Origin of the sequence: Prevotella pallens (genome assembly GCF_900454935.1) — a bacterium.
In the GTDB taxonomy this organism is placed as follows: Bacteria; Bacteroidota; Bacteroidia; order Bacteroidales; family Bacteroidaceae; genus Prevotella; species Prevotella pallens.
The window spans coordinates 1,092,899-1,119,169 of record NZ_UGTP01000001.1 but is presented as its reverse complement, the minus strand read 5'-3'; the positions used below and the strand labels follow the sequence as shown (position 1 = coordinate 1,119,169).

General features: G+C 36.1%; 24 protein-coding genes. 6 read left to right on the top strand and 18 right to left on the bottom strand.

Annotated elements, in window-relative coordinates; all coding sequences use genetic code 11:
• The first annotated feature begins 3 nt into the window (after positions 1–3).
• The 3 genes from DX009_RS04840 (at position 4) to DX009_RS04835 (ending at position 1,195) form a co-directional block, all read left to right on the top strand.
• Positions 4–183, top strand: a complete 180-nt coding sequence (locus tag DX009_RS04840) for a hypothetical protein (RefSeq protein WP_115083194.1) — start codon at positions 4–6, stop codon at positions 181–183.
• A 157-nt stretch (positions 184–340) separates the two neighbouring features.
• Complete coding sequence (locus DX009_RS13305) at positions 341–511, top strand: hypothetical protein (RefSeq protein ID WP_181792314.1); 171 nt, start codon at positions 341–343, stop codon at positions 509–511.
• Between the two features lie 228 nt (positions 512–739).
• Positions 740–1,195, top strand: a complete 456-nt coding sequence (locus DX009_RS04835; RefSeq protein ID WP_115083193.1) for an HU family DNA-binding protein — start codon at positions 740–742, stop codon at positions 1,193–1,195.
• Positions 1,196–1,379: 184 nt separating this feature from the next.
• On the opposite strand, the gene DX009_RS04830 is transcribed toward DX009_RS04835, so the two are convergent.
• From DX009_RS04830 to DX009_RS04745, 18 genes are all read right to left on the bottom strand, one after another.
• A complete protein-coding gene (locus DX009_RS04830; RefSeq protein WP_115083192.1) occupies positions 1,380–2,048 on the bottom strand; it encodes a Crp/Fnr family transcriptional regulator in 669 nt (222 codons plus the stop codon).
• A 97-nt stretch (positions 2,049–2,145) separates the two neighbouring features.
• Positions 2,146–3,789: a hydroxylamine reductase gene (gene hcp, locus DX009_RS04825; RefSeq protein ID WP_115083191.1), complete on the bottom strand. Its 1,644-nt coding sequence runs from the start codon at positions 3,787–3,789 to the stop codon at positions 2,146–2,148.
• Positions 3,790–4,484: 695 nt separating this feature from the next.
• On the bottom strand, positions 4,485–5,384 hold the full coding sequence (locus DX009_RS04820; RefSeq protein ID WP_115083190.1) for an RluA family pseudouridine synthase: 900 nt from the start codon (positions 5,382–5,384) through the stop codon (positions 4,485–4,487).
• Between the two features lie 16 nt (positions 5,385–5,400).
• Positions 5,401–5,961, bottom strand: coding sequence for a sugar O-acetyltransferase (locus DX009_RS04815; protein WP_115083812.1), 561 nt, complete (start codon positions 5,959–5,961; stop codon positions 5,401–5,403).
• 521 nt (positions 5,962–6,482) lie between these two features.
• Complete coding sequence (locus tag DX009_RS04810) at positions 6,483–7,367, bottom strand: carbon-nitrogen hydrolase (protein ID WP_115083189.1); 885 nt, start codon at positions 7,365–7,367, stop codon at positions 6,483–6,485.
• 34 nt (positions 7,368–7,401) lie between these two features.
• A complete protein-coding gene (locus DX009_RS04805; RefSeq protein WP_115083188.1) occupies positions 7,402–8,472 on the bottom strand; it encodes an agmatine deiminase family protein in 1,071 nt (356 codons plus the stop codon).
• Between the two features lie 612 nt (positions 8,473–9,084).
• Positions 9,085–9,798: a hypothetical protein gene (locus DX009_RS04800; protein WP_115083187.1), complete on the bottom strand. Its 714-nt coding sequence runs from the start codon at positions 9,796–9,798 to the stop codon at positions 9,085–9,087.
• Between the two features lie 51 nt (positions 9,799–9,849).
• Positions 9,850–11,178: a S41 family peptidase gene (locus tag DX009_RS04795; protein WP_115083186.1), complete on the bottom strand. Its 1,329-nt coding sequence runs from the start codon at positions 11,176–11,178 to the stop codon at positions 9,850–9,852.
• A 13-nt stretch (positions 11,179–11,191) separates the two neighbouring features.
• A complete protein-coding gene (locus DX009_RS04790; RefSeq protein ID WP_023924583.1) occupies positions 11,192–11,494 on the bottom strand; it encodes a winged helix-turn-helix domain-containing protein in 303 nt (100 codons plus the stop codon).
• The gene (locus DX009_RS04785; protein WP_115083185.1) at positions 11,484–12,104 is read right to left on the bottom strand and encodes a tellurium resistance protein TerC; all 621 of its coding nucleotides are present in this window, start codon (positions 12,102–12,104) and stop codon (positions 11,484–11,486) included. Before DX009_RS04785 ends, DX009_RS04790 begins: the two co-directional genes overlap by 11 nt.
• Positions 12,101–14,185: an outer membrane beta-barrel family protein gene (locus DX009_RS04780; RefSeq protein ID WP_245944587.1), complete on the bottom strand. Its 2,085-nt coding sequence runs from the start codon at positions 14,183–14,185 to the stop codon at positions 12,101–12,103. Before DX009_RS04780 ends, DX009_RS04785 begins: the two co-directional genes overlap by 4 nt.
• A gap of 89 nt (positions 14,186–14,274) precedes the next feature.
• Positions 14,275–14,652, bottom strand: a complete 378-nt coding sequence (locus tag DX009_RS04775; protein WP_115083183.1) for a DUF2141 domain-containing protein — start codon at positions 14,650–14,652, stop codon at positions 14,275–14,277.
• A gap of 181 nt (positions 14,653–14,833) precedes the next feature.
• The gene (locus DX009_RS04770) at positions 14,834–18,094 is read right to left on the bottom strand and encodes a TonB-dependent receptor (protein WP_115083182.1); all 3,261 of its coding nucleotides are present in this window, start codon (positions 18,092–18,094) and stop codon (positions 14,834–14,836) included.
• A 113-nt stretch (positions 18,095–18,207) separates the two neighbouring features.
• Entirely contained in the window at positions 18,208–18,930 is a 723-nt protein-coding gene (locus tag DX009_RS04765; protein WP_115083181.1) for a 16S rRNA (uracil(1498)-N(3))-methyltransferase, read from the bottom strand.
• Between the two features lie 12 nt (positions 18,931–18,942).
• Positions 18,943–19,503, bottom strand: coding sequence for a bifunctional nuclease domain-containing protein (locus DX009_RS04760; protein ID WP_006045028.1), 561 nt, complete (start codon positions 19,501–19,503; stop codon positions 18,943–18,945).
• A complete protein-coding gene (locus DX009_RS04755) occupies positions 19,503–20,765 on the bottom strand; it encodes an MFS transporter (protein ID WP_115083180.1) in 1,263 nt (420 codons plus the stop codon). Before DX009_RS04755 ends, DX009_RS04760 begins: the two co-directional genes overlap by 1 nt.
• Positions 20,766–20,996: 231 nt before the next feature.
• Positions 20,997–21,593, bottom strand: a complete 597-nt coding sequence (locus DX009_RS04750) for a DUF3256 family protein (protein WP_115083179.1) — start codon at positions 21,591–21,593, stop codon at positions 20,997–20,999.
• 110 nt (positions 21,594–21,703) lie between these two features.
• Positions 21,704–22,159, bottom strand: a complete 456-nt coding sequence (locus tag DX009_RS04745; protein WP_115083178.1) for a hypothetical protein — start codon at positions 22,157–22,159, stop codon at positions 21,704–21,706.
• Between the two features lie 534 nt (positions 22,160–22,693).
• On the opposite strand from DX009_RS04745, the gene DX009_RS04740 reads away from it, so the two are divergent.
• The 3 genes from DX009_RS04740 to fmt are packed head-to-tail and all read left to right on the top strand — an operon-like array spanning position 22,694 to position 26,209.
• The gene (locus DX009_RS04740; protein ID WP_006045032.1) at positions 22,694–23,263 is read left to right on the top strand and encodes an L-threonylcarbamoyladenylate synthase; all 570 of its coding nucleotides are present in this window, start codon (positions 22,694–22,696) and stop codon (positions 23,261–23,263) included.
• Between the two features lie 58 nt (positions 23,264–23,321).
• Positions 23,322–25,118, top strand: a complete 1,797-nt coding sequence (locus tag DX009_RS04735) for a chloride channel protein (protein ID WP_115083177.1) — start codon at positions 23,322–23,324, stop codon at positions 25,116–25,118.
• A gap of 41 nt (positions 25,119–25,159) precedes the next feature.
• Positions 25,160–26,209: a methionyl-tRNA formyltransferase gene (fmt, locus tag DX009_RS04730; protein WP_115083176.1), complete on the top strand. Its 1,050-nt coding sequence runs from the start codon at positions 25,160–25,162 to the stop codon at positions 26,207–26,209.
• Positions 26,210–26,271 lie beyond the last annotated feature (62 nt).

The window sequence follows — 26,271 nt, the reverse complement described above, 5'->3', positions numbered from 1 at the left end:
GCAATGAAACAGACATATATTTCTCCCGAGACAAAGACAATAGAGTTGGCAACCGACACCAACATCGCCCAGTTCGTAATCACTTCCCACTCGGTAGGCGAGGGCGAGGGACTTGCAAAGGAACACGACTTCTCTTTCGAAGACGAGGACGACGATGCCGACAACGCATCTGTCGGCAAATAGACATCGTATTTGTGTGGGCGGCATTTCTGCCTGCTGAATACATATAGTTTCAGTTAATCTATTTTATACATGTGGTGGCGACGTGAGTCGCTGCCATACTTTAAAAAGAAATAGTATGAGTGCGCAGATGCCATGGCACAAGTGAAAGACAAATTTAATGATACGAAACAATTCCATCAGGACTGGTGGTGTTGAGTGTTCGCAACGTGTGGCAGCCCGTAGGGACCGATTTATCGTTCCCGAAAGAATATGGGACTATTACGTTATGACAATTGAGCCATTACGGACACGATGGGTCGGCCTCTACAGCGGCTATTCGTTAGGCTAACACAGCCTTTATACTTTAAGTTAAAGTACGAAAGGACTTTAACTTAAACGGCAGGAGGACTTTAAGTTAAAGTATGAAAGGACTTTAAGTTAAACGATAAAACGACTTTAAGTTGAAAGACAAAAGAGGCTTACAATAAACAGCTAAGACGCTGAATTTGAATTCATTAACCGAGGTGCAGCCAAATGTGGCGAGCCTCATATTTATTAATCTTTAAATCTTAGGCTTATGATTTACTTCAAAGTGAAAGAGAGCATTCTCAAAGTGGGCCCGCGGAAGGGGCAGAAGGCTTACAGTGCTGTGCCTAAAGCACCTAACAGGTTTTCGTCTACATGGTTAGTGGAGCGTATTGTGCGCGAAACATCGTTGAGCGAAGGCGATGTAAGGAACGTGCTCATCACGTTGCGCAACATTGTGAAAGAGGTTGTAACCTTGGGCGGAGCGTTGGACCTGGGCGACATCTTCTCGCTTCGCACCGTGATTACTTCTAAGATGGAAGCCAGCGAGAAAGATGTTTGTGCAGCATCGTTGAAACGTCCGCACATCGTGGTATCGTGGAAAGAGTCGGTGCGCAAGTCGCTGAGCGACATTCAGGTGGAAGTGGACAATCCTGCACGGAAGAAGCCGAAAGCAACTGAGGAGAAGCCTGCCGAAGGTGGTGGCGGTGAACAGTCGCACCCATAAAAGAGGCAATGGGAGTGGGGGTGTGTCAAAACTAAGAATTCAGAAAAGCTTCCTTTCATATTAACAGTTTCACTCCCCCATAAATATTAAAGTAACCGTTATCATTGAGTTATTAACTCTTTGGTAACGGTTATTCTTTACAAAATGATAGTTGTCTTTAGCTGAAACGAGTTTTGACACACCCTCATTTCATTTTATCTGAGTTGAGAATTGTTATCTGTTTGCCATCTATCTTAATAGCTCCATTATCCTCAAATTCAGAAAGGCATCGCAACAATGAAAACTTTTGTATTCCAAATGTATCGGCAATTTCTTGACGAGTGTTACTTAATTTAATTGTACGACTTTGCTGCTCTTTTGCTACTTTCATTAAAAAGTAAGCTACTTTCTCTCGAACTGTAAGAAGAGATAACATACGAAGTTTCTGAGTGAGAAACACGTTGATTGAGGAAAGAAGCTGAATAAAATTCATACGTATACGCTCATTTGAATCTATTAAATGCTTAAGCTCTGATGGCATCATACGCATAATCGTTGTGTGTTGTGCTGTTTCAACACTAACTGGCATTGCATTATTTTTTGCAAAGATAAAGGCTGGAGCTATTAAAATACACGCCTTTAAACGATCTATTTGGACTTGCTTCCCAGATAAGCCTGTCATTCGTGATATTAACTCGCCCTTAAGAATAAAATCGGCATACTTACATGGCATTCCTGCAAGTGTGTATATTTCTTTTGCAGGATACTCCACTATCTTGTAATTTACTGTTTGTAGTATTGCTTGTATCTCTTTAGCGGTTAATCCATTGAAGAAGGGACTATTGGCGAGTGTCTCGTACATTGATACTTCCATTATTATTCAATTTATAAGATTAACGTATTATATGGATTTTTATTGTAGTGATAATAAGAAAAGTCCTTCGACAAAATATCGAGGGACTTAATTTATTCTAAAGAATATATTTCTGAATATCTTCTTCTACCGTTCCATTACCAGCAAGTCCAAAGTTATCTATTAAGACCTTTAGAACATTTTCTGAAACAAAGGCAGGAAGTGTTGGACCTATATGTATATTCTTCACCCCAAGATGGAGCAGTGCTAGAAGAACAATAACAGCTTTCTGTTCATACCATGCAATGTTGAAGAATATTGGTAAGTCGTTAATGTCATTTGCACCAAATATTTCTTTCAGCTTGAGTGCGACTACCGCCCAAGAATATGAATCGTTACATTGTCCTGCATCTAATACTCGTGGAATTCCATTGATGTCTCCAAGATTTAGCTTGTTGTATTTATATTTAGCACAACCACTGGTAAGGATTACTACATCTTTTGGTAATGCCTTTGCAAATTCTTCATAATAATTGCGACTCTTCATACGACCATCACAACCACTCATAACAACAAATTTCCGAATGGCACCACTCTTAACTGCCTCTACTATTTTATCGGCAAGAGCAAATACTTGTGCATGTGCGAATCCACCTACTATTTCGCCTTTCTCTATTTCTTGTGGAGCTTCACAAGTTTTTGCTAACGCTATAACTTCTGAAAAGTCTTTCTTTCCATCTTTACCTGTAGCAATATGTTTCCAACCTGGAAAACCAGTAGCGTTAGTTGTGAAAACTCTATCAGCATAATTTGCATTCTTAGTAGGAGGAACTATACAGTTTGTTGTAAAGATAATTGGACCATTGAAGCTTGCAAACTCTTCCTTTTGCTTCCACCATGCATTACCATAGTTTCCTACAAGATGTTTGTATTTCTTAAGACGAGGATAGTAGTGAGCTGGTAGCATTTCGCTATGAGTATAAACGTCTATACCTGTTCCTTCGGTCTGAATTAACAGATCTTCAATATCTTTAAGGTCGTGTCCTGAGACAAGAATACCAGGATTTTTACCTACACCAATATTAACTTTTGTAATCTCAGGATTGCCATACGCACTTGTATTTGCCTTGTCAAGTAATGCCATTGCATCTACACCATACTTACCTGTTTCGAGTACAAGGCTGATAAGTGTGTCCATATCTGCATTTGGATTGCTAATTTCAGAAAGAGCTTTGCACATAAATGCTATAATCTCATCGTTCGTTTCGTCCAAACGAGAAGCATGATCATAATATGCAGACATACCTTTAAGACCAAGTATTGTTAGTTCTTTTAATGAACGAAGATCGGGATTTTCGTTGCGGAGTACTCCTTCTCTTATTCCTTCTTCTGAATAATCAGATTTTTCTCCACCCCAACGAACTTCTTGATAGTCAGGAAGTGATATATTCTTATTAGATGCTTCCTCTATCAATTTCTTTTTAATAGATAATCCTGCATCTACTTTGTTTAGAATACTCTGGTCGTCAAAGTTTGCATTTGTTATTGTTGCAAATAACGAATCTACAATATAATCAGCAACTTCTTTCGATGGCTTTCCATCTAATGCGTGTTGAATAGTTCCTATACCACGCACAACGCTTATTAATAAATCTTGCCACTTTGAGGTTTCTGCCTCTTTACCACATACTCCTTTAATGGTACAACCTGTTCCTTTTGCTGTTTCCTGACATTGAAAACAGAACATTTTATTTTTTATCATAATGTTTTTAATTAAGTTTCTGGTGCAAAGGTATTAGTATAGATATTAAGGTAAGGTAACATTTGTTCCTGACTATTGTTAAATAATCATTAAAAAAATTAGGCTTAGTAGAAAAGATGTAGAGATACTTTGCAAAAGAAGATAATTGTAATAGATTCTACTTTTATATAACTATATCCAGAAGAACGCTTTATTGGTCAGATGTTTATAATAGCATTTAAATTAAAATATTGGAGAATAAAAGATAGCATAAGCCTCATCTTAATAAGTGTCTTTTTGGTATTATTATATGATATCACAAAGGCTGTAGTTTATTGTGATATCTAATTCGCAACTTTCAGATATCTGAAACAAACGTTACAGATATCTGAGAAGAACGGGATAGATATCTGAGAAGAACGGAACAGATATCTAAAACAAGACTAGCTAACATTTACTTGGTTTTTCCTGATAATCTGAGGTACTTTATTGCAAATGAATGCTATGTAAATATATCACTACAACAAACTATATGGCTATATATAATATAAGGTAAACGTTATATGCCGAAAACATTTAGCAACCAACATATAACCCAAAAGAGCAAAAGTCCCAATATTATTCGTAATACACAGCTCGTAATCTTCTTTATAATGAAGATGAGAACTATAAAACAAAGAATGGCATATAATGTATTTCCAATATGTTCCATGTGTTTAATTTTTTTCCAGAATACGTTTAAAGGCTATTGGAATTTGTGTACTAAATTCCATAGGTTGATGGGTAATGGGGTGATAAAAGCAAAGAATATAAGCGTGCAAACATAAGCGATTTATTGGGTCGTCGCCATTACCGTATTTAGAATCGCCGCACACTGGATACCCGATGTCGGCCGCATGAACACGTATTTGGTTTTTACGTCCAGTCTCTAAAGTAAATTCAACCAACGAATGCGTATCAGTAGTTTTTAGAACATGGAAATGTGTAACCGCATACTTTCCACCATTGTCTATGGGCGAACTATATGTAACATACATCTTGTTATCTTTTAACCAATTAGCAATAGTTCCGCCTTCGTTGTTTATTTTACCGCTAAGTATAGCAATATAACGCCTATCATAAACCATATTGTGCCATTCGTGTTCAAGAATTTGCCTTGTTTCCATATCTTTAGCATAAATGAGCAATCCAGATGTTTCACGATCGAGACGATGCACTACGTGTGCAGTACATTTCTGACGAGAGCGTTTGAAATAGTTGTCGAGTATAGTTTTTACATTTAGCGATGACTTCCCAACTCCCATAGATAGTATACCGTGCGCCTTTTCTACTACTACTAAATATCTGTCTTCGTAAACTAACTTTACGTATTTACTTTGAAATTGGTCGTTCTTCTTCGTTGTGCTTACAAACACTTTATCGCCTTTGTGCAAAGCAAAATCGAACTGCGTTACAATTCTGTTATTCACTTTTATACCACGATTTTGTAAAGTGGCTTTTGTTTTAGACTTACTTTGCTTTACATTCTCTAATAGCCATTCCAATAAAGGTGCATCGTTTTGTACCTTTATTTGCACATATTTATCTTTCTTTTTATATGGATTATCTTTCTTCATTCTGCACGTAGCTTTCTTATTTAACGTCTATTCTCTTTATTACTCTACACGGATTTCCAACAGCTACAACATTGTCTGGAATATTCTTTGTTACTACCGAGCCAGCACCAATCACAACATTATTACCTATGGTAACACCAGGAAGAACCACTACATTGCCACCAATCCAAACATTATTACCTACCTTAATTGGATACGCATATTGTATTTCAGCATTTCTTTCATCTGGGTCTATAGCATGACCAACTGTATAGAATGCGCAATTAGGAGCAATGAATACATTGTCGCCAAATGTTACCTTTGCTTCGTCCAATATAACAAGGTTGGTATTAGCAAAGAACTTCTCTCCTATTTCTATATTGAAACCATAGTCGCAAAAGAACGGCTGAATTATTTTAAATCTATTTCCAGTCTTACCCAACAGTTTTCTTAACCGTTCGGTGCGTTCTTCTCTCTTAGATGGTGATAGATGGTTTAAGTAAAAGCACTCTTCTTCGCACTCGCTCAGCCCCTTTAACACCTCAGGATCTAATGCGTTGTAAGGCAATCCTTGTTCTTGTTTCTCTCTTTCTGTCATATTTCTTGTGCTGTTGTCAATAGTCTTTTGGAAAGCCAATCGTGGTTCGCCATTCTCTAAATGTATTATGCCACAATACGTAAAGCCTAACTTCTGTAAGCCTTTGCGCATTATAAAGTTCTCTTCGTGCGTATCTATTCGGATATTCTTTACCTTCTGAAAGCAATATTCTATAACAGTAGATAGAATGCCATGAACGTTTGGAACTGATGCAATGCGGTGAATTGTGCCATAATGTTCGTTGTTTAACCAGCCTTTTCCTTCTATTTCCAGATAAGTTGAATCTACTCCTTCTATAAAAGCAAAGGTAGCTATAGGAGAGCCTTCGTCTGACAAAACAAGATAGCTATTTTCTTTCTCTATATCCATTTTTATTTGTTCGTCAGAAGGGTGTAATTTCCCCCACTGATGCGAATTACCTGATGCTATCATTTTTTCTCTACCATATTGTATGATTGATAGCACAATGGGCATATCGGTTAAGGTAGCTTTTCTTATCGTTGCCATTCTTTTCTGTTCTTTTAGTCGATAAAACGTTTTGTGATATCGCCATAATTGTCTATGCGTCTATCTCGCAGAAATGGCCACCAGCGTCGTACGTTCTCACTCCGTTCAAGGCCTATATTCACAATAATACTTTCCTCGTCGTCTGTACAGGCTTGATAATGGAGCTCTCCTTGTGGACCAGCTACGAAGCTACTGCCCCAAAACTGTATTCCATTAGTTTGGTGGCTTGGATCTGGCTCATGTCCTACCCTATTTACAGCTACCACTGGTAAACCGTTTGCTACAGCATGTCCACGCATTACTGTGGTCCATGCTTCGCGTTGGCGTTGTTGTTCTTCTTCGCTATCGCTACTTTCATAACCTATTGCAGTTGGATAAATTAAGATTTCTGCTCCTTGTAAAGCCATTAGTCTTGCTGCTTCGGGATACCACTGATCCCAACAAACAAGTATTCCCAATCGTCCAACGCTCGTATTGATTGGCTTAAAACCTATATCGCCTGGCGTGAAATAGAACTTTTCGTAATAAGCTGGGTCGTCTGGAATGTGCATCTTTCTATATTTTCCTGCTATGGTTCCATCTTTTTCAAATACAACTGCAGTGTTATGATATAGACCTGCTGCACGTTTTTCGAATAATGAAGTTACAAGCACTATTCCGCATTCTTTTGCTACTGCACCATAAAGTTCTGTTGATGGACCTGGAATAGTTTCGGCAAGATTAAAGTTGTCTACGTCTTCCACTTGACAGAAGTAGAGCGAGTTGTGCAGTTCTTGTAAAACAACAAGTTCTGCTCCGCGTTTGGCTAAGTCTTTAATGCCTTCTATAAGGTTCTCTATATTCTTTTCTGTGTCAGCTGTGTTGTGCAACTGCAACATTCCTATTTTCAATTCTCGCATAATATTTCCGTTTTGAGGGGGACTAAAATGTTTCTTATAAGATTCCTTCAGGGAACTGCATTGTTAGACAATGAATAGACCCGTGTTGGCGTATAATGGTTTGTGAATTTACGCCAATTATATTGTAATTAGGGAAAGCTAACTGTATTATATTTAAAGCCTGCTTGTCGTTTTCTGGCTGGTTGTAGGTAGGAACAATTACTGCTCCATTAAGTATTAAGAAGTTTGCATAGGTAGCGGGCAGTCTTTCGCCTTCATCGTAAATAGCATCGGGCAAAGGTAGCTTATACAAGTTGTAGGGTTTCCCATCTAAGGTTCTAAACGATTGCACTTGGTCTTCGAGAGCCTTTAAATCGTTATAGTGCGAATCGTTCACGTTATCGGTACCTATATAGAGCAATGTGTCGTTTGGCGCACAACGAAATATGGTATCAATGTGCCCATCTGTGTCGTCGCCTTGCAACTCTCCATGTTCTATCCATACTATGCGCTGCACATCTGGAAAAACTTCGAGTAAACGCTTTTCTATATTCTCTTGTGTTAAGGGCTGATTTCTATGTGGTGCATTCAGACACGAGGTTGTGGTGAACAACGTATGTTTACCATCGCTCTCTATTGAGCCTCCTTCCAAAACAAAGTCTTTATGGTTTTCTAATGTGCCATTGAATGTTTCCATAAAATAAAGTTGCCTGTTTATGCTGTTATCTTTATCTGACTGGAATTTCTCTCCCCAACCATTAAAACAAAAGTCTAACAAATGCGGACCTATTTTTGTTTCTGCATTCTCGGCTATAGGAAGCAACGTAATAGGTGCAACATCTCTTGCCCACGTGTCGTTATTATCGCATTGACGAAATATAATTTGATGAATTTGTTCTGCTCTCAAATGTTTCGCAAGCAGTTCTTTTACTTCTTCTGCATATTGTGCTACTATGAGCAACTTCTCATATCGTGTTATAACATCAGCAAGTTCAATATAAGTTGCTGTTATCTCTTCCAAATAGGGTTGCCAATCTGTTTCTTTATGTGGCCATATTAGCATTATGCCACTTTGCTTTTCCCATTCTGCAGGAAGTCTAAAAGAATATTTGTTCAATGTGTTCACGCTTTAATAAAAGTTATTTGCCATTATCGAATAATACCTTTATCTTATGAAATAGGCAATTTGTTTACTGCAAAGATACGACAACATAAAATCGTGAACAAGTTTTTTTATAAATTTATTCGCTTAACCATCTTTTTAAGTTCCACACCTCTCATTATGTATTTTTGCATTGCTATTATTGCGCTTCTATTGTTAGCCCTACTATTTTCAACTGTTTACGTAGGAAATTGCTCTTAAATGGCTTGCACAGAAATGTGGCACTACGATGATGCTATAGCTTTCTCATAGCTTTCTTCTGCTTCTTACATATCTCTGTTGTCTTTTTATGCTCAATAAACGTTATTACATTACGCATTGTAGAGTTTTACTTACACGTAAATAAAGTTTTACTTACACGTAAGTAGAGTTTTACTTACACGTAAATAAAGTTTTACTTACGTGTAAGTAATAACACTTTACCAGTATTGCACTAACAGAACATACGCATATAAATTGTATAGAACACGTGAGAGAATTGCAGCAAACACTATACACAGAGGTAATTTATAAGGTTGGCACAACACAAAATGTGTGCAGACAATGAAGATGCAAGAGTGTTTTTTTGGCAGGCAATTACTCATTGCCGTTTATCCAACCATTCTGTATATATTTCGGATTTACAGAAAACTCTCCTGCGCCTATATCAAGGTCGCCACTGTTGGGTATTCTGTATTGTCCCCATGCACAAGGTTTGCTCTTCTTTGTTTTGTGGCTTTGCCATGTTCCCGAATAAAGATTGTTGCAATACGAATCGGAATAATCGTCAATATCATCGTATTTAATTGTTCTATCATTGGTTTCAAACCAAAAGAACAATAAATAACCAGAGAAAATTCCGCTTCCTTTCTCAGTAAGTTTTTCGTTGAACTTATATCTTGCTATTGTACAACCACGCCGTTTGAATTTACCTCGCATCGAATCGTCAATACTATATGTTGGCTCAGTGAATACTCTGTTTTCTATTATAGTTATTTTCCCCGTGAAACGGCATTTATTTCCTTTTACAGCAGAATGTCCACTAACATTATATTGTAGGTTATTTGCTTTATACACTTGTTGTATTTCAATCGTAAGTTTCTGATAATTAGTACCAATAAAACCAACATAATGCACTCGTTTATCTGCAAGTATCTCCGAAAAGTCTGCATTAACAGTTGCAACTTTAGTCGCTTCAATTTGCGCCAATATCCACTTTGGTACAATCGTAGTTCTGTTACTTGCCAAACAATCTACGAAATACAGTGTTAGCAGTGCTATTACGCCTAAAGTGTTTAATAACTTTCGCATAGTTTTCCTAACAATCGTTTCTGTTTTCTTACACACTACACCTGTGTAGCACTAATATGAAATCTTCTTCAATACAGTTTCTAAAGCTTTGCTGCTTTCAACATTTATATCGGGCAACGCACCGTGTATATTGTTCTCATCGGCTCCGAAAAGCCAAAAACGTTTGAAAGAAATGCTGAGTTGTAATTTGGAATGGGGCAATACATAACCCACCACATCGCCATAGGATATATTCATTCCACCTGCTTCTTCGCCTACAAGTGTACCTATGCTGAAAGCCTTAACAGTCCAAGCAAAACTTGCTGCTGCTGAAAAAGAATGATGATTGACAAGTACCCATACTTTCCCACTGAAGCGTTGCGCAGCATCGGCTTGCGGTTGGGTCATCTTATCAATTATATAGAAGTTTACTCCTTGTTCGTATTTTCGGCGTGCTAACCTTTGCGTAATTGGTGTTACCTTCGTCCAAACCTTTTCGTACTGCATAAATGGCGTTTTTGCAATGTATGAAAGTAAAGTATCACCTGCCATTGAAGTTCCTCCGCCATTATCTCGAATATCAATTATCAGGTTCTCAATATGGCGTGTATTCAAGTCTGCCACCATCTTACGGCATACATCTGCAAGTTCTTGCGCATTCATAAAGTGAGGAACAGTCATTAAAGCAGCTTTTTTATTGATAATGCGGTAACTCGCAAAATCATTCTGTGGTACTTCTTTCATACCACGTTTCATCTCCTTTTGCTTCTCTTCTAACGAAACGCTATACATCTTTCGGTTAACAATTTTGCCATTCTCAATGTATTGTATGTCATATTCAGCAGCATTATACAACATATAGAACCAAGCAAGAAACCCATTGTTCACATTTGTTAGCCTAAAGAAAGTCCGTTCACCTGACGCATAAGGTAGCATTTTTTCAATCATTTCCTTGCTGCTTACCCCATTAATAGAAACTATCTTTGCTCCTTCAGGAACGCCGAACAAGGTTCCGCGTGTGGTAATCGTAGAATCATTGGCATCAACTGAAACCATTAAAGGAAAACGTGGCATATCCTTTTCGAAAGCATCTTTGTAAGGAAAGTAAAGTGCTGTATGTCCATCGCCAACGGCAGCCACTAAGGGCGCAACACTCCGATAGAAGTCGAGCGTGGTCAGACTATCTGGGAATGCTTGCTTGATGGCATTCGCTTGTGAAAGGAATGCGGTAGGTGTACACACAGAGAAAACATTGGGGTGCACCTCACACAACATATAAACTAAACTATCTAAGTCATCAATAGCTTGCTGTCTGCTCAGTTTCCCATTGTCTGTGTTACCAGCATTCATTGTGCCGATAAATGTTTGTACGAATGTAAGAATTAAGAAAAAACGCTTCATTTCAATACTATCATTATATGTTTAAATTCAAATACGACTTTAATGCCTGCACGTGGTTTGCCAATGCTTGTATTCCTTGTGGCGTTATACGGCAAACGGTTTGGGGAACTTTGCCCTTGTAGCCTTTCTTCACCTTTATATACTTCGCCTTTTCCAACTTGTCTATCTGCACACTTATGTTGCCCGATGTAGCCTTCGTGGTATTCTTTATGTAGGTGAAGTCGGCACTGTCGGCACTCATTAGTATCGACATAATTGCCAAACGCAATTCGTTGTTCAGCAAAGGGTCGAGGGGGAGGAAATCGTTATCTGCCATTGCTGAACTTTAAATATAAACCTGGAACTATCAGTGTGAACACGGCTGTAACGGCTATGCACAGCAATTCGTTCACACCCTGATTAACAAGTGAGAGGTAAGCACATATCGCACACGCCACCGCACCAATAATGGAGATGAACAAGCGATTCATCATCAATCCTGTAACGGCAACCGACAAGCCCATAAACAGAATGATGGTTGGCGTCATCGGTATGATTTGCCTTACGGAGATGCCGCCAAAGGTTATCGCACATATATTGATAGCCCACAAAACAAACACCGATATTCCGAATACACCCCACATGTAGCCAATGGTACGGCTGACGATGGTGTCGGGAACAGACCAAGAACGGTTGAAATAGTACTGGTATATGCCACCTATCAGCGACATCAATATCCAAAGCAAATGCCAACTGCCACCGCCTTCTCCCTTCGGTGTGTTCGTTATGAGCAACCAAATGATGAGTGAAGTAGATAATACCAATCCGCCCCAAACAAGCAACGGCTGTGCCGAAGCCTTGGCAACGTCTCTCCTACTCTGCTCTATTGTTCTCTCAATGAGTTTCAGACTCTCTGCTGCTGTTAGTTCTTTTTCTTTCATAATCATAGTTTTATATTGTTGTTTTTATTGAAATCGTTCAATCGTTCCGCCTCGCCATTGTCGTCGCGCTTCAGCTTTCTGCCGCCTTTTCCTTTGCCGAAGTTGTAAGTAAGCGTAAGTTGAATGTTCCTACTGTTGCTTCCTTGCATCGTATCGTAGAAGTTGGAATAGCGGCTGTGCGTTTCAATGAATCCGTACTGTTTGTTGAATACATTCTTCACTGCCAACGACAAATTTACTCTTGGCTTGAAAGTCTTCGACAACAGTAGGTCTACACGCTGGTAAGACCTAATCATAGAGTTACCCGAATGCAGTCGGGAAATGGCGTTTAACGATACTTCCACATTGAAATTATGCGGCAGTCGGAAAGTTGCCTTCGTGTTGTTCATATATAGGAAATGTCCTTTTATGCTTTCGCCCTTCGTTATCTGAATGGTTTGATAGCACAGAAGCGTATTGAAGTTTATGTTGAACCAATAGCAAGGCTGGAAAGGCAAGCTAAGATAAGCGTACCAATGGTTTTCCTTATGGTGGTTGATGTAAGTAACATAACTGCCCATAGGGTTGTCTGGTGTTTCAAAAGAAAACTCTCTAATCAGGTCGCTGTGCATATCAACACCCAACGTCAGCGAATACACATTGTTGTAAACGAGCGTCGAACGAATGCTGTTTACGTATTCAGGGCGTAAGGCAATATTGCCTATGGTATAAGTAAACAACGATGTCTGCGTCTTCGTAGGGTTCTGCTGACTGAACAATGGGCGGGCTATCTTTCGAGAATACGATGCGATAACTTTCCATTTGCCATACTCGTCTATGTCATAGCCTATCGAAATGTAAGGGAACAAGTCGCTGTAATTACGCTTTATGTTCGTTGGAAACTCTTTGGTGGCTACATATTCATATCGCAGTCCCACTTCGTAATTCAGTTTCTTGAAAGCAGCTGCAAACTGTGCATAGCCTGCAAATATGCGTTCTTTCTGCTCAAAAGCAGCATTGCCGTTGTCGTTCTGGTCTGACGAAACACCGCCATACAGCGTATTGTTGTCTGCCGATATGGCATTGTGTTTCAGTCCAAACAATAGATTGCTGTTCTTTGTAAACTGTTTGAATACCGATAAATCCATTGCCAATACCTTATATATAGATGCCGTATTGCTCGAATCGCACTTGTTTTCAAACAGATTTACATTATCACCACGCAACCGTCTAACATTATACGAAGTAGAAAACTTCACTTTTGAGCCTTCATTATCTACCTTATATGATACATCTGCCTGCAGAGAATGCAAATGGTTTTGTAACTTTTGCGTGTAAAAGCTTAACACATCGTACATATTTATCTCTGGTGTCTGCATAGATGTGCGGTCGTTGGTTGTTCTTTTCAAACGGTTCAGCGTGAACGCATACTCTACTCCAATATTCCAACGAGTACTTAAATCCGCAAATCCTCCCACTCTCCAATAATAGTCTTTAGCTGGAATACGATTGCTACTTTCAGAATTATAATCGTATGAAGGCAGGTTGAAAACTCGATTTATATGACCTTCGCCATTATTCTTGGCAGTAATGGGGTTGGAAAACGAAGCATACAGATTTACGTTGTTCCATCTTGAAAACACCGAAACGGCTGCAGTGTTGCGGAAAAATGTGTTGGCAACGTTCAAACGGTTTTCTATCAAGCCATTCACTCCGTTATCTTTCTGCTTCCGAAGAACAATATTAATCACACCACCTTGAACATTAGCATCTTGAGAAGCATCTGCAACAGTTTGTACTTCCACCTTATTAATATCTGAAGAACGCAAGCTTTGCAAGTAGCTTATCAATGCTGCGCCTTCCATTCGCACCTCGTGCCCATTGAGAAGAACCTTTACTTTCTCTCTTCCATCTATGCTAATCCCATTCTCCGTTACTGTTACGTGAGGAATAGACTCCAAAACTTCGTCCATTGTTTTGTTTTCGTCCTCACGCATTTGCACAATTATCTTGTTACCTTTATTTCTTATCCTACTTGCTACAACAACAACTTCTTGCAAAGTATGTTCCTTCGACACATTCACAGTATCTGAAGACGATACGAACATTGAAAGCATAATACTCAAAAACAACATTGGTATTTCTTTTAAAGATTAGTGCATTCAGTAACAACTCACTCAAAATACATTCTTATCTTTTATTGTAAATAGGTAACATTTGCATTGAGTACACCTTTCTTTATATCTTTTTCTGTATAAACCTGCTGAATAAAACCTTCTATTGGACGTCCGTATTCGTCTTTATCAATCTGCTTATTTCCATTTCCATCAATAAAGGCACTCACTTTAAATTTACTCCATTCAGGTATTTCAAATTTTATATCCATTTTATGCCCTTTCACAACTTCCATCAACATTACAGGGTTAGCTGCATTGTCGGTCGCCCCAATATTCTCTACCATTATTAAAAGCGTTCCTTCTGTTTCTCTAATTCCATTAATAGATAATGTTACAGTTTTACCACTACAAATTGCACATATGGCAAAAGTAATCATAGATAATAATAATCGTTTCATAATAGTCCTCCTTTAGTTTATTAATTATATTGCAAAAGTAATGTAGTTTATAATATAAACCAAATAAAATACTGATTATGAGAATTATATAACTTTATTTAACAAAAATAAGAGAAGAAATATAAAGATATTCCTTCTCTTATTCATATTAGGTTATTGTATTTCTAGAGTTATTGTATTTCTAGAATGTGTAACGCAATCCTATCTGACCACGCCAACGGCTGTTATAACTGTCATAATCACGATTTACGTGTGTGCCATCAAACTTAAATAATCCATCGCCTTCATAGTTAAATGGACTGAAATAACGTCCGAAACCATCACCATAAGTGTGTCCCCAATCTTTATTGAGCAAGTTTCCTATATTAATAATATCGAAGCTTAATTCCAAAGAATTGATTTGTCCACCCACTTTAAAGCTATATTTCTGTGCAAAGTGAACATCGAAGTGATGTTCGAAAGCTAGATTATCGGCATAGCGCTTGAAATATTCACCTCGGTGTTTACTCATATAAGAGTCGTCAGCAATCCATTGCTTCAATAAAGCACGTTGTTGATCTTCTGTCAAATTTCCATTATAGTTAGTTCCTAAAACCTTTGTTATTAAAGGATAAGTATTCTTACTATTATTTACAGTTGTTGGTGCAAAGTGCATTTGGTCTATTTGTGCATCGGTAGGAATAAACATAATATCATTTCCACGTGCACCATCGTTATTCATATCACCATACATTTCTATAACGTATGGAGAACCACTACGTCCCTGATAAATAACTCCAACTGTAGTTTGCCATTGCTTTCGTGCACCATAACCAACATGATAATATGCACTTGCTTGAATACGATGAGGTACATTATAAGCACTGAAACCAAGTTCAGGATCATTCGGATTACGATAAGTAGTATTAAACATCCAGTTGCTTCCTGCAACTGAAGAGGTACCACTATTTACACTCATAGAACGTGTCCAGGTGTAACTTGCCATAAGATCGAGACCAAAGTTGAAATGCTTCTCAGCTTTTAGTGATAAGTTTACGGTATAACCTTTATTGGTATTATACAATCCGTATACGTATGCATAAGGAGTACCCTTTGTTGTTTGCTCAAACATAGGACGATTATCCCAAGTGTATCCAGTTTCTTGACCAAATGTTCGTCCAGTTTCTTCTATAGCAAGGTTTTTATAATAAATATCGTTCAATGTTTTAGAGTAGATAGCCTCAGCTGTCCAATCTATTCCCAAAGCTTTAAAGTCGAAACCAAGATTAAATTTAAGCGTTTGCGTAAATTTAAAATTATCGGCAAATACGTTTATTTCTTGATTTCCTGTTGAAGCTTTTAGCTTGTCGGCATTGTCTAATTGTTTATTAGGATCGAAGATAAGGTTAAGTCCTTTAGGATTATAAACATTATATTTAGACATTTGAATACCTGTATTAGCAAAATTGTTGCTTATCCAAACGTATGGGATACGTCCAGTAAATACACCCAAGCCTCCACGAAGAATAAATTGCCGATCGTTATTAATATCCCAACGGAAGCCTACACGTGGACTCCATAAAGGAGTACTAGATAATTTATGATCAGTACGGACACCCCAGCCTCGTTTCGAAGCATATTCATTAAAACCAGTATTAGCTGTAGGAGTATCGAAGAAAAGAGGAACTTCCATTCGTAAGCCGTATGTAAGTTGGAACGAAGGTGTGGCATTCCATTTATCTTGAGCATAAAAACCTAACTGACCAGCAGAGAAAGGAGCTTTCCAACGTGGGTCTCCTGTTACTTCTTTATTAGCCATTCCAAAACGATATTGCTTAAAATAAGCATAATTTGGATCAAGATTGTCTGCCATAAAGTCTGTATAATACTTATTAAAATGCGCTAAGTCTGCAAAGTTATAAGTACCATTTGCATCTTGAATGAACAGATTAGCAAACTTGTAGAACTCGTTATGTGTACCAAAAGTAAACGTATGATTTCCATTATACCACGTAAGGTTATCTTCTACGGTATAAATATCTTGATCAAGAGTATTTGCCATAGACGAACGTTCGTTTCCAATATTAAGTGAACCACCTGTTACTTGAAGAGATATCATTGGTGCTGCCGATGTTACAGCACGTTGATCGCGCACTCTAACATAACTTGCACGAGCCTCATTACTAACAACTGCAGATAAACGGCTTTGTAATTCTGCTGTAAAAGAGTTTGTTTTACTCTCGAATGGATAATAATAGTGATTGTCGTTTAGCGAAGAGGCACTGCTGACATTACTTAATTGTTTTGCATCTACTAAGCTCCAACGGAATGAAAATTTATTGAAGTCGTTAATATTCCAGTCAATTTTTGCACCAAACTTTTTGCTCTTGGTATAAATATCAGGATTACCGAAAGCTCCATTATATTCGTATCCTTGCTTTGCAGCCATTGCTTTAATTTTAGAAAGCACATCATCAGCCTCTTCTTTAAGAACTCGAGAACCTGTTTGTCCGTAGCCATTTATATTTGGGTATTTTTTATTTGCATCTTCATAATTCACAAAGAAGAATAATTTATCCTTTATAATAGGTCCGCCAAATGTGATTCCCCATTGATATTCTTGCTGTTTTTGATATTTAGGTGCATAACCTGTTCCATCGGAATAAGGATAATGATTACCAATAAGATTCTGATTGTTTCCAAAGCCATAAACACTTCCGTGGAATTTATTTGTTCCTGATTTGGTAATAGCATTGATAGCACCGCCTGTAAAACCACTCTGACGAACATCGAATGGGGCTACATTTATTTGAATTTGCTCAATAGTTTCCATAGAGACTGGTTGTGTACCAGCCTGTCCACCATTAGATCCATCGGCAGTAAGGCCAAATACATCGTTATTCATAGCACCGTCTATCATAAATGAATTATAACGGTTACTTGTTCCAGCGAACGACATTGCTCCATTACTTGATGTTGTTAGTTGTGGATTCAATCGTGCTACATCGGCAATACCGTGAGTTATACTTGGAATTTCGGCAATTTGCTTTGCTGAAAGACTTTGAGCTGCTCCTGTCTTCGTTCCATTTATTCCAGCCTTTCCTACAACAACAACTTCTTGCAGTTCTTTTGAATCTGTTTGTAGTTTACACGACAAATCTTCTACCTCTCCTAAGCGTAAAGTTACGTCTTGGAATACCTTTGTTTGATTACCAATGTAGGAAATTTCCACTTTATAAGGTCCACCAACACGCATACCTTGAATTGTAAAACGACCATCTATATTGGTCAAAGCTCGATAAATAGTACCCGAAGGTTGGTGTGTTGCAGTTACTGTAGCACCAATAACTTCTTCGCCATTTGATGTTACTCTACCACTAATACCTGATGTTGTTATCTGTGCCATAGCCGAAACGGATATAACAAGCAGTGTTACAACAAGAGAAAGCAATCTTTTTTGCATAATAACTTGATGTTAATATTTAATAACGTTATAAAATTATGGTGCAAATATAATTAAAATTTGCCAAAACTCAGTTAGTAATGCTGTTAAAAACTTAGTTCTTAACAAGAAAGTTAGATTCGATTTGCCAAATTTGCCATTAATACAGCCGCTAATCCTGCTGTTTCTGTTCGCAAACGACTATTTCCTAATGTTGTACTTTTATATTGTTGTTGCAAAGCTTGGTGTACTTCGTTGATGGAAAAATCGCCTTCAGGACCTATTAATACTGTTATGTCTTCGAATAGACCTGAATTATTTATATTGGAAAAGAAGTCTGTTTTTTCTATTTCGTTATAACAATGGCAAATAAATTTTTGTCCAGTTACTTCTTTCTGCATAAAATCTTCAAATGAAAGCATATTGTTTACAATGGGTTTCCACGCTTTTCTACTTTGTTTCATTGCCGATATAACAATACGTTCTATCCTATCTATGCGTAGATTTTTGCGTTCGGAGAACTGACAATTTAAGAAAGATATTTCATCGAAACCTATCTCTGTTGCTTTTTCTACAAGCCATTCTATACGGCTTATGTCTTTTGTTGGAGCAATTGCTAAATGTATATGTCCTTTCCAAGTTTTGTTTTGAACCAACGTTTGGGTTATTTTGTAAAGACAGTGTTTTGAATTTGCTAAAGTTACCACTGCTTCGTAGAAAGTTCCTTTACCATCTATCAAAAAAATATCATCGCCTATTTTTAATCGTAACACACGAATTGCATGAATTGCTTCGTCAGTTGGCAATTCATTATGTTCGGTTGCGTTAGGGACATAAAAGTATCGTGCTTCTTTCATTGTTGGATAGTCTTACTTTTTTCTTTCTTCACTATTCTTGCGCCTGTTCAATTCATCGCGAATACTAGAAGCTAACTCATAATTTTCGTCTTTTATTGCTTTTCGTAAAGCCTTTTCTAACATTTCTAATGTTAATGCATTTAAAGGAAGTGCAACCTTACTTTTCCCCGACTCATAAGGAACACTTTGTCTTTTAAAAAGCTTTTCCTCCATATAAATATCTATGTTGGCAATTTTCGATAAAAGTATTGCATCTGAGGCACGAATAGGAACCATTTCGTACGTAATTTTATTTATTATTACTACTTTATATTGACCATCAGATATAGAATTAAACAATATTTCGTAATGTTCAGAATCTATATTTGAATTTAACCAACAAAGCACTTCAGGCAGAAGACTATGCCGAATTGGGTTATCTCCTATTCTAATATTCAGTTCATGCACCATTATTTTATCGCAAACAATGGCTATTTGTTTATCTTCTAATTGGTTAGTAAGTACTAAAAGCCCCATATTAGAGCCACCAACTATTTCTGTTATTCCTTTAAAAAAGATTTGTATCTTGTTCATTACTTTTCTTTCGGGTGGAATATGACGGCAAAACTTATTGCAACAACTAGAGCATAACCAGCAAATATAAACCAACACGTTTTCCAGTCGCCTACTGTTAGTATATTATCGCCAAATTGTTTCAATTCGGTATAGTTATTAATTATAGCTTGAGCCGCAAGTGTTCCTATTGTTGCGCCAATACCATTAGTCATTAACATAAACAAGCCTTGTGCTGAAGAACGTATTGAGGGATTTGTATTTTTGTCTACAAAAAGAGAACCTGATATATTAAAGAAATCAAAGGCTATTCCATAGACTATCATCGATAAAACAAATAATAAAACACCTGGCATTCCTGGATTTCCTAAACCGAAAAGTCCAAAACGTAAAACCCAACCTAACATTGCTATCAACATTACATTCTTAATTCCATAGCGACGCATAAAGAATGGAATAAGTAGAATGCAGCAAGTTTCGCTTAATTGTGAAAGACTTATAAGTATATTTGCATGTTGCACACCAAATGCGTTTGTAAATTCGGGTTGTGCAGCAAAACTAAACAAAAAAGGATTTGCAAAACTATTTGTTATTTGCAAACTTACGCCTAATAACATTGAGAAAATAAAGAAGATTGCCATTTCTTTTTGTTTAAACAACGAGAAAGCTTTTAATCCAAAAGCATCAACCAAACTCTTTTTCTCATTTCCTACAGATATTTCACAACTTGGTAATGTAAATGTATAAAGGAAAAGTATAATACTCACAATACCAGAAGTAAGGAATTGGTTTTGATTGCTTTGAAAACCTATAATGTCTACCAGCAACATTGTAAATATAAATCCTATTGTCCCAAAAACTCGAATGGGCGGAAAGTCTTTTACAGTATCCATTCCTGCTTGTGATAATGCTGAATAAGCAACAGAATTAGCTAAGGCAATAGTTGGCATATAAAAAGCAACCGACATAGAATAAAGTGTAAAAATTATACTAAAGTTTACATTTATCCCTGCACTTATTCCATAAAATGCTGTACCAAACATAAATAGGCCTGCTAATAGGTGGCAATATCCTAATAAGCGTTGTGCAGGTATCCATCTATCTGCCACAATTCCCATTAATGCTGGCATAAAAATAGAAACAATACCTTGCATAGAATAGAACAATCCGATATTTTCACCAATACCTATATTTCCAAGATAACGTCCCATTGACGTTAAATATGCTCCCCACACTGCGAACTCTAAGAAGTTCATTAGTGCTAAACGTATCTTTAAACTCATCTTTTAGAACTTTGTTTGGCAACAAAAGTACAGCTTTTATCAGAAACTACCAAAGTAAAGTTAAGTATTTATATTAAAGATACAAATATGGGCAAAAAAAATTGATTGTCTCACGACAATCAATCTTTTTATTAACCTTAATAATCTAATACCATGAAAAACACATCGCAAAGTTAAGCAGAATTTATCATACCATAAAGTTTTGCCATTGCAATCTGTTATAAATTAATATTATTTAAAGAAATGCCCATTCCAATTAAGTTTTCTTTGTTTTAAAATGTTGCTCATATCTGTTTTATCGTTAGACGAAAGTAACGGAACTGTGAATTTTATGGTTAAAATATTGTCTGACTCTGACAATTTAAACTCACAAAGTGTAATATTTGCCATACTCAATAAGTCTTCATAGCGTTGTTGTAACATAGAATCGGGCTTTTCAAATACAGGAGTAAGGTCTATTTCAAAAGGTTTCAACTTCCATTCTTTTGAAAATAGCATTAATTTACTTTCTGCAATTGGTCCATTCCATGTTTGTACTAGTGCTATAGTTGAATTATCTAAACTCTTTATTTCTAATTTAGATGCATTGTTTAACTGTACACGAATATAATTGTTGGTAAATTTCTCTATACGTGTTGTATCTTGCAAACTATTCACAACCTCTGGTTTCATTTTCATTGTAACATAGTCTGCTAATTCTGTTCTTAAACTTTTATTGAGATATGGCACAATAGAATCTGGCATTTCAATCCAAAGCTGACGCATTTCTTGTGCGTTTACTGCAATGAGATTGAAAGTTATCATTAGGGTCAAAAATATTCTTTTCATATTAAGTTTACATAGAATAATGTGTTAATAATACTACGATGCTTTGTATTTAGATAATTGGACCTTATATTTTAAATTGTAAAAAAAATGTGTATTTATTATATCGCTTATTAGAAGAGCGAAAAACTTACATCACAATTGTTTTTATACGTAGAAATCATTATCATTGTTCTGTTTTTACTATTATATCCTACTACAAATTTTCCATCGTCTAAATTTTCTGAATTGGTTATATTATAAAGTCCTTCATATTTTCTTGATAAATTATTCATTCGTGTTATTGCATTGTCTTTACTTTTGCAATAGGTTGTTAGACGCAACTGATTAAATTTTCCATCTTTATTAAAAAAACATTCCGCCTCATTATATTTTTCGCCATCAAACGCAACATTTTTATAAATAGCTTTCTCGTTACTCAACAGATAGGGAACACCAAATATTTTCTCTAACACACGCATTGTCTCTGCGTTGTCTACCATAAATTTAATGTTTTCAATCTGTTGTTGTGCTGACAAATTTAATGTAAATACAAATAAGAGGATTATAATCCCTAAACTTTTCTTCATTATTTTAAATTCTTTATCTATTTTTTGTGCAAAGTTATATAGAAATTGACGAAAGTAAATACTTTTTTTAAGAAATCTATAATAGTTATTTTTATAAGTGTCTATTATTTTAGCATAAATTGTTTACTTGTTCCCTATTTTATCTGGCACACATTAACAAGAAAGAGCCTACAAAAGTAGCTCCCTATAACAAAGAAGTGTTGAACCAAAAATAAGGAAAAGCTAAAATAAAAATATGCACCTGAAAATTTAGAATAAGAAAATAAAAATTTATAATAAGATTTTTTTATTTTGTAATTACAAATCATTTGTATTTTAATTAAAAAAATTGCTCCTTCCTATCAGTAATAAATTTTAGCAGAAACTAACGAGAGAATACTAAGAAAAAAAATACTAGTATCTATAGACTTTTGCCAACTGTCCAACTATTGTTTTACTATATAGTTTATAATAAAACAACAAGTTTTTTCCTTCATAGATTTGTATTTTCATTTTTTTTCTCTAATTTTGTATTCGGCAATTAACGATATAAAAATGACACAACAAGAAGATATTCAAAAAGCTGTAGAAGTGATGCGAAAAGGTGGAATAATACTATATCCAACCGATACAGTATGGGGAATAGGTTGCGATGCAACAAATTCTGAAGCCGTAGCAAAAATATATAAAATAAAACACCGTGATGATTCTAAAGCCTTAGTTTGTCTTGTAGATTCAGACGCACGATTACAGAAATATGTGCGTAATGTTCCTGAAGTTGCATGGCAACTTATAGATGCAGTGGTGAAACCAACAACATTAATATTAGATGGTGCCGTAAATCTTGCACCAAATCTTATAGCAGAAGATGGTTCTATAGGAATAAGAATAACAAACGAACCTTTTTCAAAAGAATTATGTTATCGTTTCCAGAAAGCAATAGTTAGTACATCTGTTAATATTAGCGGAGAACCTGCAGCACAAAATTTCTGCGATATTTCAGAAGAATTATTATCCTCTGTCGATTATGTATGTTTTTCTCGACGCCAAGAACATAAACCGCATCAACCATCTACCATAATAAAGATAGGAATGACGGGAGAAATAAATATAATCAGAAAATAGTTTAAACAACAACAACTTTTCTATACCCCATATACAATATAAAAGTGGTTTCCAAAAAATGGTAGATAAAGAAAGCAACAATATAATAAGTAGTATTGACAATTGGCGCAAGAAAAATATTTCCGATTGTCAGTTTGTACTAATATTAGCATTTATTGTAGGATTTCTAGCAGCTGTGGCAGCATATATTCTCCATTTTATAATTGAAGAAATAGAAACTCTTATTACTTCAGGTTTTCGCATAACCACTATTAACTGGCTATACCTTCTTTACCCAGTTATTGGTATTTGGCTAACAAGTTTGTTTGTAAAGTATATTGTTCGCGACCAAATTTCACATGGTATTACACGTGTATTATATGCCATTTCAACAAAACGGTCTAAATTAAAAGCACATAATACCTGGACTTCTATCGTTGCATCAGCAATTACTATCGGATTTGGAGGTTCTGTTGGAGCTGAAGCTCCTATTGTTTTAACAGGATCGGCAATTGGAAGTAACTTAGGAAGACTCTTCAATATGGATCGCCGAACATTAATGTTGTTAGTTGGTTGTGGAGCAACAGCAGCGGTTTCGGGTATTTTTAAAGCTCCTATAGCAGGATTAGTTTTCACTTTAGAGATTTTAATGGTAGATCTTACTATGGCTTCTCTATTACCTATCCTAATAGCTTCGGTTACTGCAACTTGTTTTTCTTACTTCTTTACTGGTGGAGAACCTATGTATAACTTTAAGATAGACTATTTATGGAGTCTTAGTAAGGTTCCACCAACTATCCTTTTAGGTGTTTGTTGTGGTTTTCTCTCACTTTATTTTATGCGTGTTATGTCTTGGTGCGAAGATAAATATGCAAGTTTATCTAAGTATCCTTATTTAAAACTAATGGCAGGAGGGCTCGTTTTATCATCATTAATATTTTTGTTTCCATCATTATATGGAGAAGGTTATAATAGCTTAAGAATTTTTATAGAAGGTAATTCTACAACCGATTGGGATAAAGTGTTGCAAGGTTCTATGTTTGCAGGACAAACAAAATTCTTAATTCTATATGTAGGATTAGTAGCACTAACAAAAGTATTTGCAACTAGTGCCACTAATGGTGCTGGAGGGTGTGGCGGAACATTTGCACCATCATTATTTATAGGTGGGTTTGGCGGATTTTTCTTTGCACGCCTTTGGAATATACAACAAATTGGCGAGTATATTCCTGAAAAGAATTTTACCCTTTATGGAATGGCAGCTGTAATGGCAGCTGTAATGCACGCACCTTTAACAGGAGTATTTCTAATTGCAGAGCTTACTGGTGGATATCATCTTTTTATTCCACTAATTATAGTAACTATTAGTTCGTATCTTACAATAAATATATTTGAACAACATAGTATATATGCAGTACGTTTGGCACGACAAGGAAAACTTTTAACACATCATACAGATAAAGCGGTAATGACAATGATGAATATGAAAAACATTATTGATCGCGATTATACTTCTGTAGATCCAAATATGAATATGGGAAAACTGGTTCATGCTATTAGTTCAAGTCGCAACGATTATATTCCAGTCCTTAATGATGGTGGTATTTTATTAGGAGAAATTGATATAACAAAACTTCGACATATAATTTTCCGTACAGAATTATACCATCGCTTTTCGGTAGAACAATTAATGACTCCACCTCCAGCTACAATTGGAGTAAATGATCCTATGGAAAGTGTTATGAAAGTGTTTGAAAAAACAGGAGCACAAGTACTTCCTGTTGTGGAAATTGATAGAAGACTCGTTGGTTATATATCTCGTGCGCGACTTTATAATATGTATCGCCAATTAGTTGCCGACTTTAGTGAGGAATAATAAAAAGAAAGATAGCATAATTATATTCAAAAAAATATTGTATGGATAAGAAGGAACTCAGAATTGTCTTTATGGGTACTCCAGAGTTTGCTGTAGAATCGTTGAAAGCTTTGGTAGAAAATGGTTATAATATAGTAGGTGTTGTAACTCAACCAGATAAACCTGTAGGACGTCATCAGGAAAAACTTCAACCTTCTCCTATAAAAAAATATGCTGAAACTGTAGGATTACAGGTTTTACAGCCATCTAAAATGAAAGATGCTGAATTTATTGAGAAATTACGTGGTTTAAAAGCAGATTTGCAAGTTGTTGTTGCATTTCGCATGTTACCAGAAATAGTTTGGTCAATGCCACGTTTTGGAACTTTCAATATCCATGCAGCATTATTGCCACAATATCGTGGCGCAGCTCCTATAAATTGGGCTGTTATAAATGGAGAAACCGAGACAGGAGTAACATCTTTTTTCCTCGATAAGAATATTGATACTGGACGGATTATTAAACAAAAGAATTTCATAATTCCAGAAGATGTAGATGTTGAATATGTATATAATGGATTAATGAAATTAGGTGCACAATTGACTATAGAAACAATTGAACTTTTATGCACAAAGATTTCAGAAAATTTTAGTGCAAACGAAGTTTTAACCGCTGAGAAAATATTAATTGTTTTAAACAATATAACGAAAGCACAACAAGAACCGGACGATTTGCATTATGCACCAAAGATATTTAATGAAACGTGTGAGATAGATTGGAATAAAAACTCTAACACCATTTATAATTTCGTTCGTGGACTTTCACCCTATCCTGGAGCATGGTCTAAGATGATTTTATTAAATAAAAAATTGTCTTCGGCAAAAGACACAAAAGAAATGGTCTTGAAGATTTTTAAAATGTCTAAAACTAATAAACCAGCAATAGGAAAACCAGGAACTTTTTTCATTGAAAATAAAACAATATATATTAACTCTAACGATTTTCTATTAGAGCTAAAGGAATTACAACTCTCTGGAAAGAAACGAATGGACAGCATTTCGTTTCTAAATGGATTCAAACAGATTGCAAATTATAAATTAGAAACAAAATAATACTAAAATATTAATTGTAATTAATAGAATTAATCGCTTTATAAAATAAATTAGTACTTTTG

What these genes read in the sequence shown, in the direction of transcription:
- DX009_RS04830 (WP_115083192.1), bottom strand. Translation starts at nt 2,048, where the DNA reads ATGGAAGTATCAATGTACGAGACACTCGCCAATAGTCCCTTCTTCAAT.
- DX009_RS04810 (WP_115083189.1), bottom strand. Translation starts at nt 7,367, where the DNA reads ATGCGAGAATTGAAAATAGGAATGTTGCAGTTGCACAACACAGCTGAC.
- fmt (WP_115083176.1), top strand. Translation starts at nt 25,160, where the DNA reads ATGGATAAGAAGGAACTCAGAATTGTCTTTATGGGTACTCCAGAGTTT.
- DX009_RS04765 (WP_115083181.1), bottom strand. Translation starts at nt 18,930, where the DNA reads ATGAAAGAAGCACGATACTTTTATGTCCCTAACGCAACCGAACATAAT.
- DX009_RS04840 (WP_115083194.1), top strand. Translation starts at nt 4, where the DNA reads ATGAAACAGACATATATTTCTCCCGAGACAAAGACAATAGAGTTGGCA.
- DX009_RS04760 (WP_006045028.1), bottom strand. Translation starts at nt 19,503, where the DNA reads ATGAACAAGATACAAATCTTTTTTAAAGGAATAACAGAAATAGTTGGT.
- DX009_RS04735 (WP_115083177.1), top strand. Translation starts at nt 23,322, where the DNA reads ATGGTAGATAAAGAAAGCAACAATATAATAAGTAGTATTGACAATTGG.
- DX009_RS04755 (WP_115083180.1), bottom strand. Translation starts at nt 20,765, where the DNA reads ATGAGTTTAAAGATACGTTTAGCACTAATGAACTTCTTAGAGTTCGCA.
- DX009_RS04785 (WP_115083185.1), bottom strand. Translation starts at nt 12,104, where the DNA reads ATGATTATGAAAGAAAAAGAACTAACAGCAGCAGAGAGTCTGAAACTC.
- DX009_RS04800 (WP_115083187.1), bottom strand. Translation starts at nt 9,798, where the DNA reads ATGCGAAAGTTATTAAACACTTTAGGCGTAATAGCACTGCTAACACTG.
- DX009_RS04775 (WP_115083183.1), bottom strand. Translation starts at nt 14,652, where the DNA reads ATGAAACGATTATTATTATCTATGATTACTTTTGCCATATGTGCAATT.
- DX009_RS04740 (WP_006045032.1), top strand. Translation starts at nt 22,694, where the DNA reads ATGACACAACAAGAAGATATTCAAAAAGCTGTAGAAGTGATGCGAAAA.
- hcp (WP_115083191.1), bottom strand. Translation starts at nt 3,789, where the DNA reads ATGATAAAAAATAAAATGTTCTGTTTTCAATGTCAGGAAACAGCAAAA.
- DX009_RS04815 (WP_115083812.1), bottom strand. Translation starts at nt 5,961, where the DNA reads ATGACAGAAAGAGAGAAACAAGAACAAGGATTGCCTTACAACGCATTA.
- DX009_RS04780 (WP_245944587.1), bottom strand. Translation starts at nt 14,185, where the DNA reads ATGTTCGTATCGTCTTCAGATACTGTGAATGTGTCGAAGGAACATACT.
- DX009_RS04750 (WP_115083179.1), bottom strand. Translation starts at nt 21,593, where the DNA reads ATGAAAAGAATATTTTTGACCCTAATGATAACTTTCAATCTCATTGCA.
- DX009_RS04790 (WP_023924583.1), bottom strand. Translation starts at nt 11,494, where the DNA reads ATGGCAGATAACGATTTCCTCCCCCTCGACCCTTTGCTGAACAACGAA.
- DX009_RS04770 (WP_115083182.1), bottom strand. Translation starts at nt 18,094, where the DNA reads ATGCAAAAAAGATTGCTTTCTCTTGTTGTAACACTGCTTGTTATATCC.
- DX009_RS04795 (WP_115083186.1), bottom strand. Translation starts at nt 11,178, where the DNA reads ATGAAGCGTTTTTTCTTAATTCTTACATTCGTACAAACATTTATCGGC.
- DX009_RS04820 (WP_115083190.1), bottom strand. Translation starts at nt 5,384, where the DNA reads ATGAAGAAAGATAATCCATATAAAAAGAAAGATAAATATGTGCAAATA.
- DX009_RS04835 (WP_115083193.1), top strand. Translation starts at nt 740, where the DNA reads ATGATTTACTTCAAAGTGAAAGAGAGCATTCTCAAAGTGGGCCCGCGG.
- DX009_RS04745 (WP_115083178.1), bottom strand. Translation starts at nt 22,159, where the DNA reads ATGAAGAAAAGTTTAGGGATTATAATCCTCTTATTTGTATTTACATTA.
- DX009_RS13305 (WP_181792314.1), top strand. Translation starts at nt 341, where the DNA reads ATGATACGAAACAATTCCATCAGGACTGGTGGTGTTGAGTGTTCGCAA.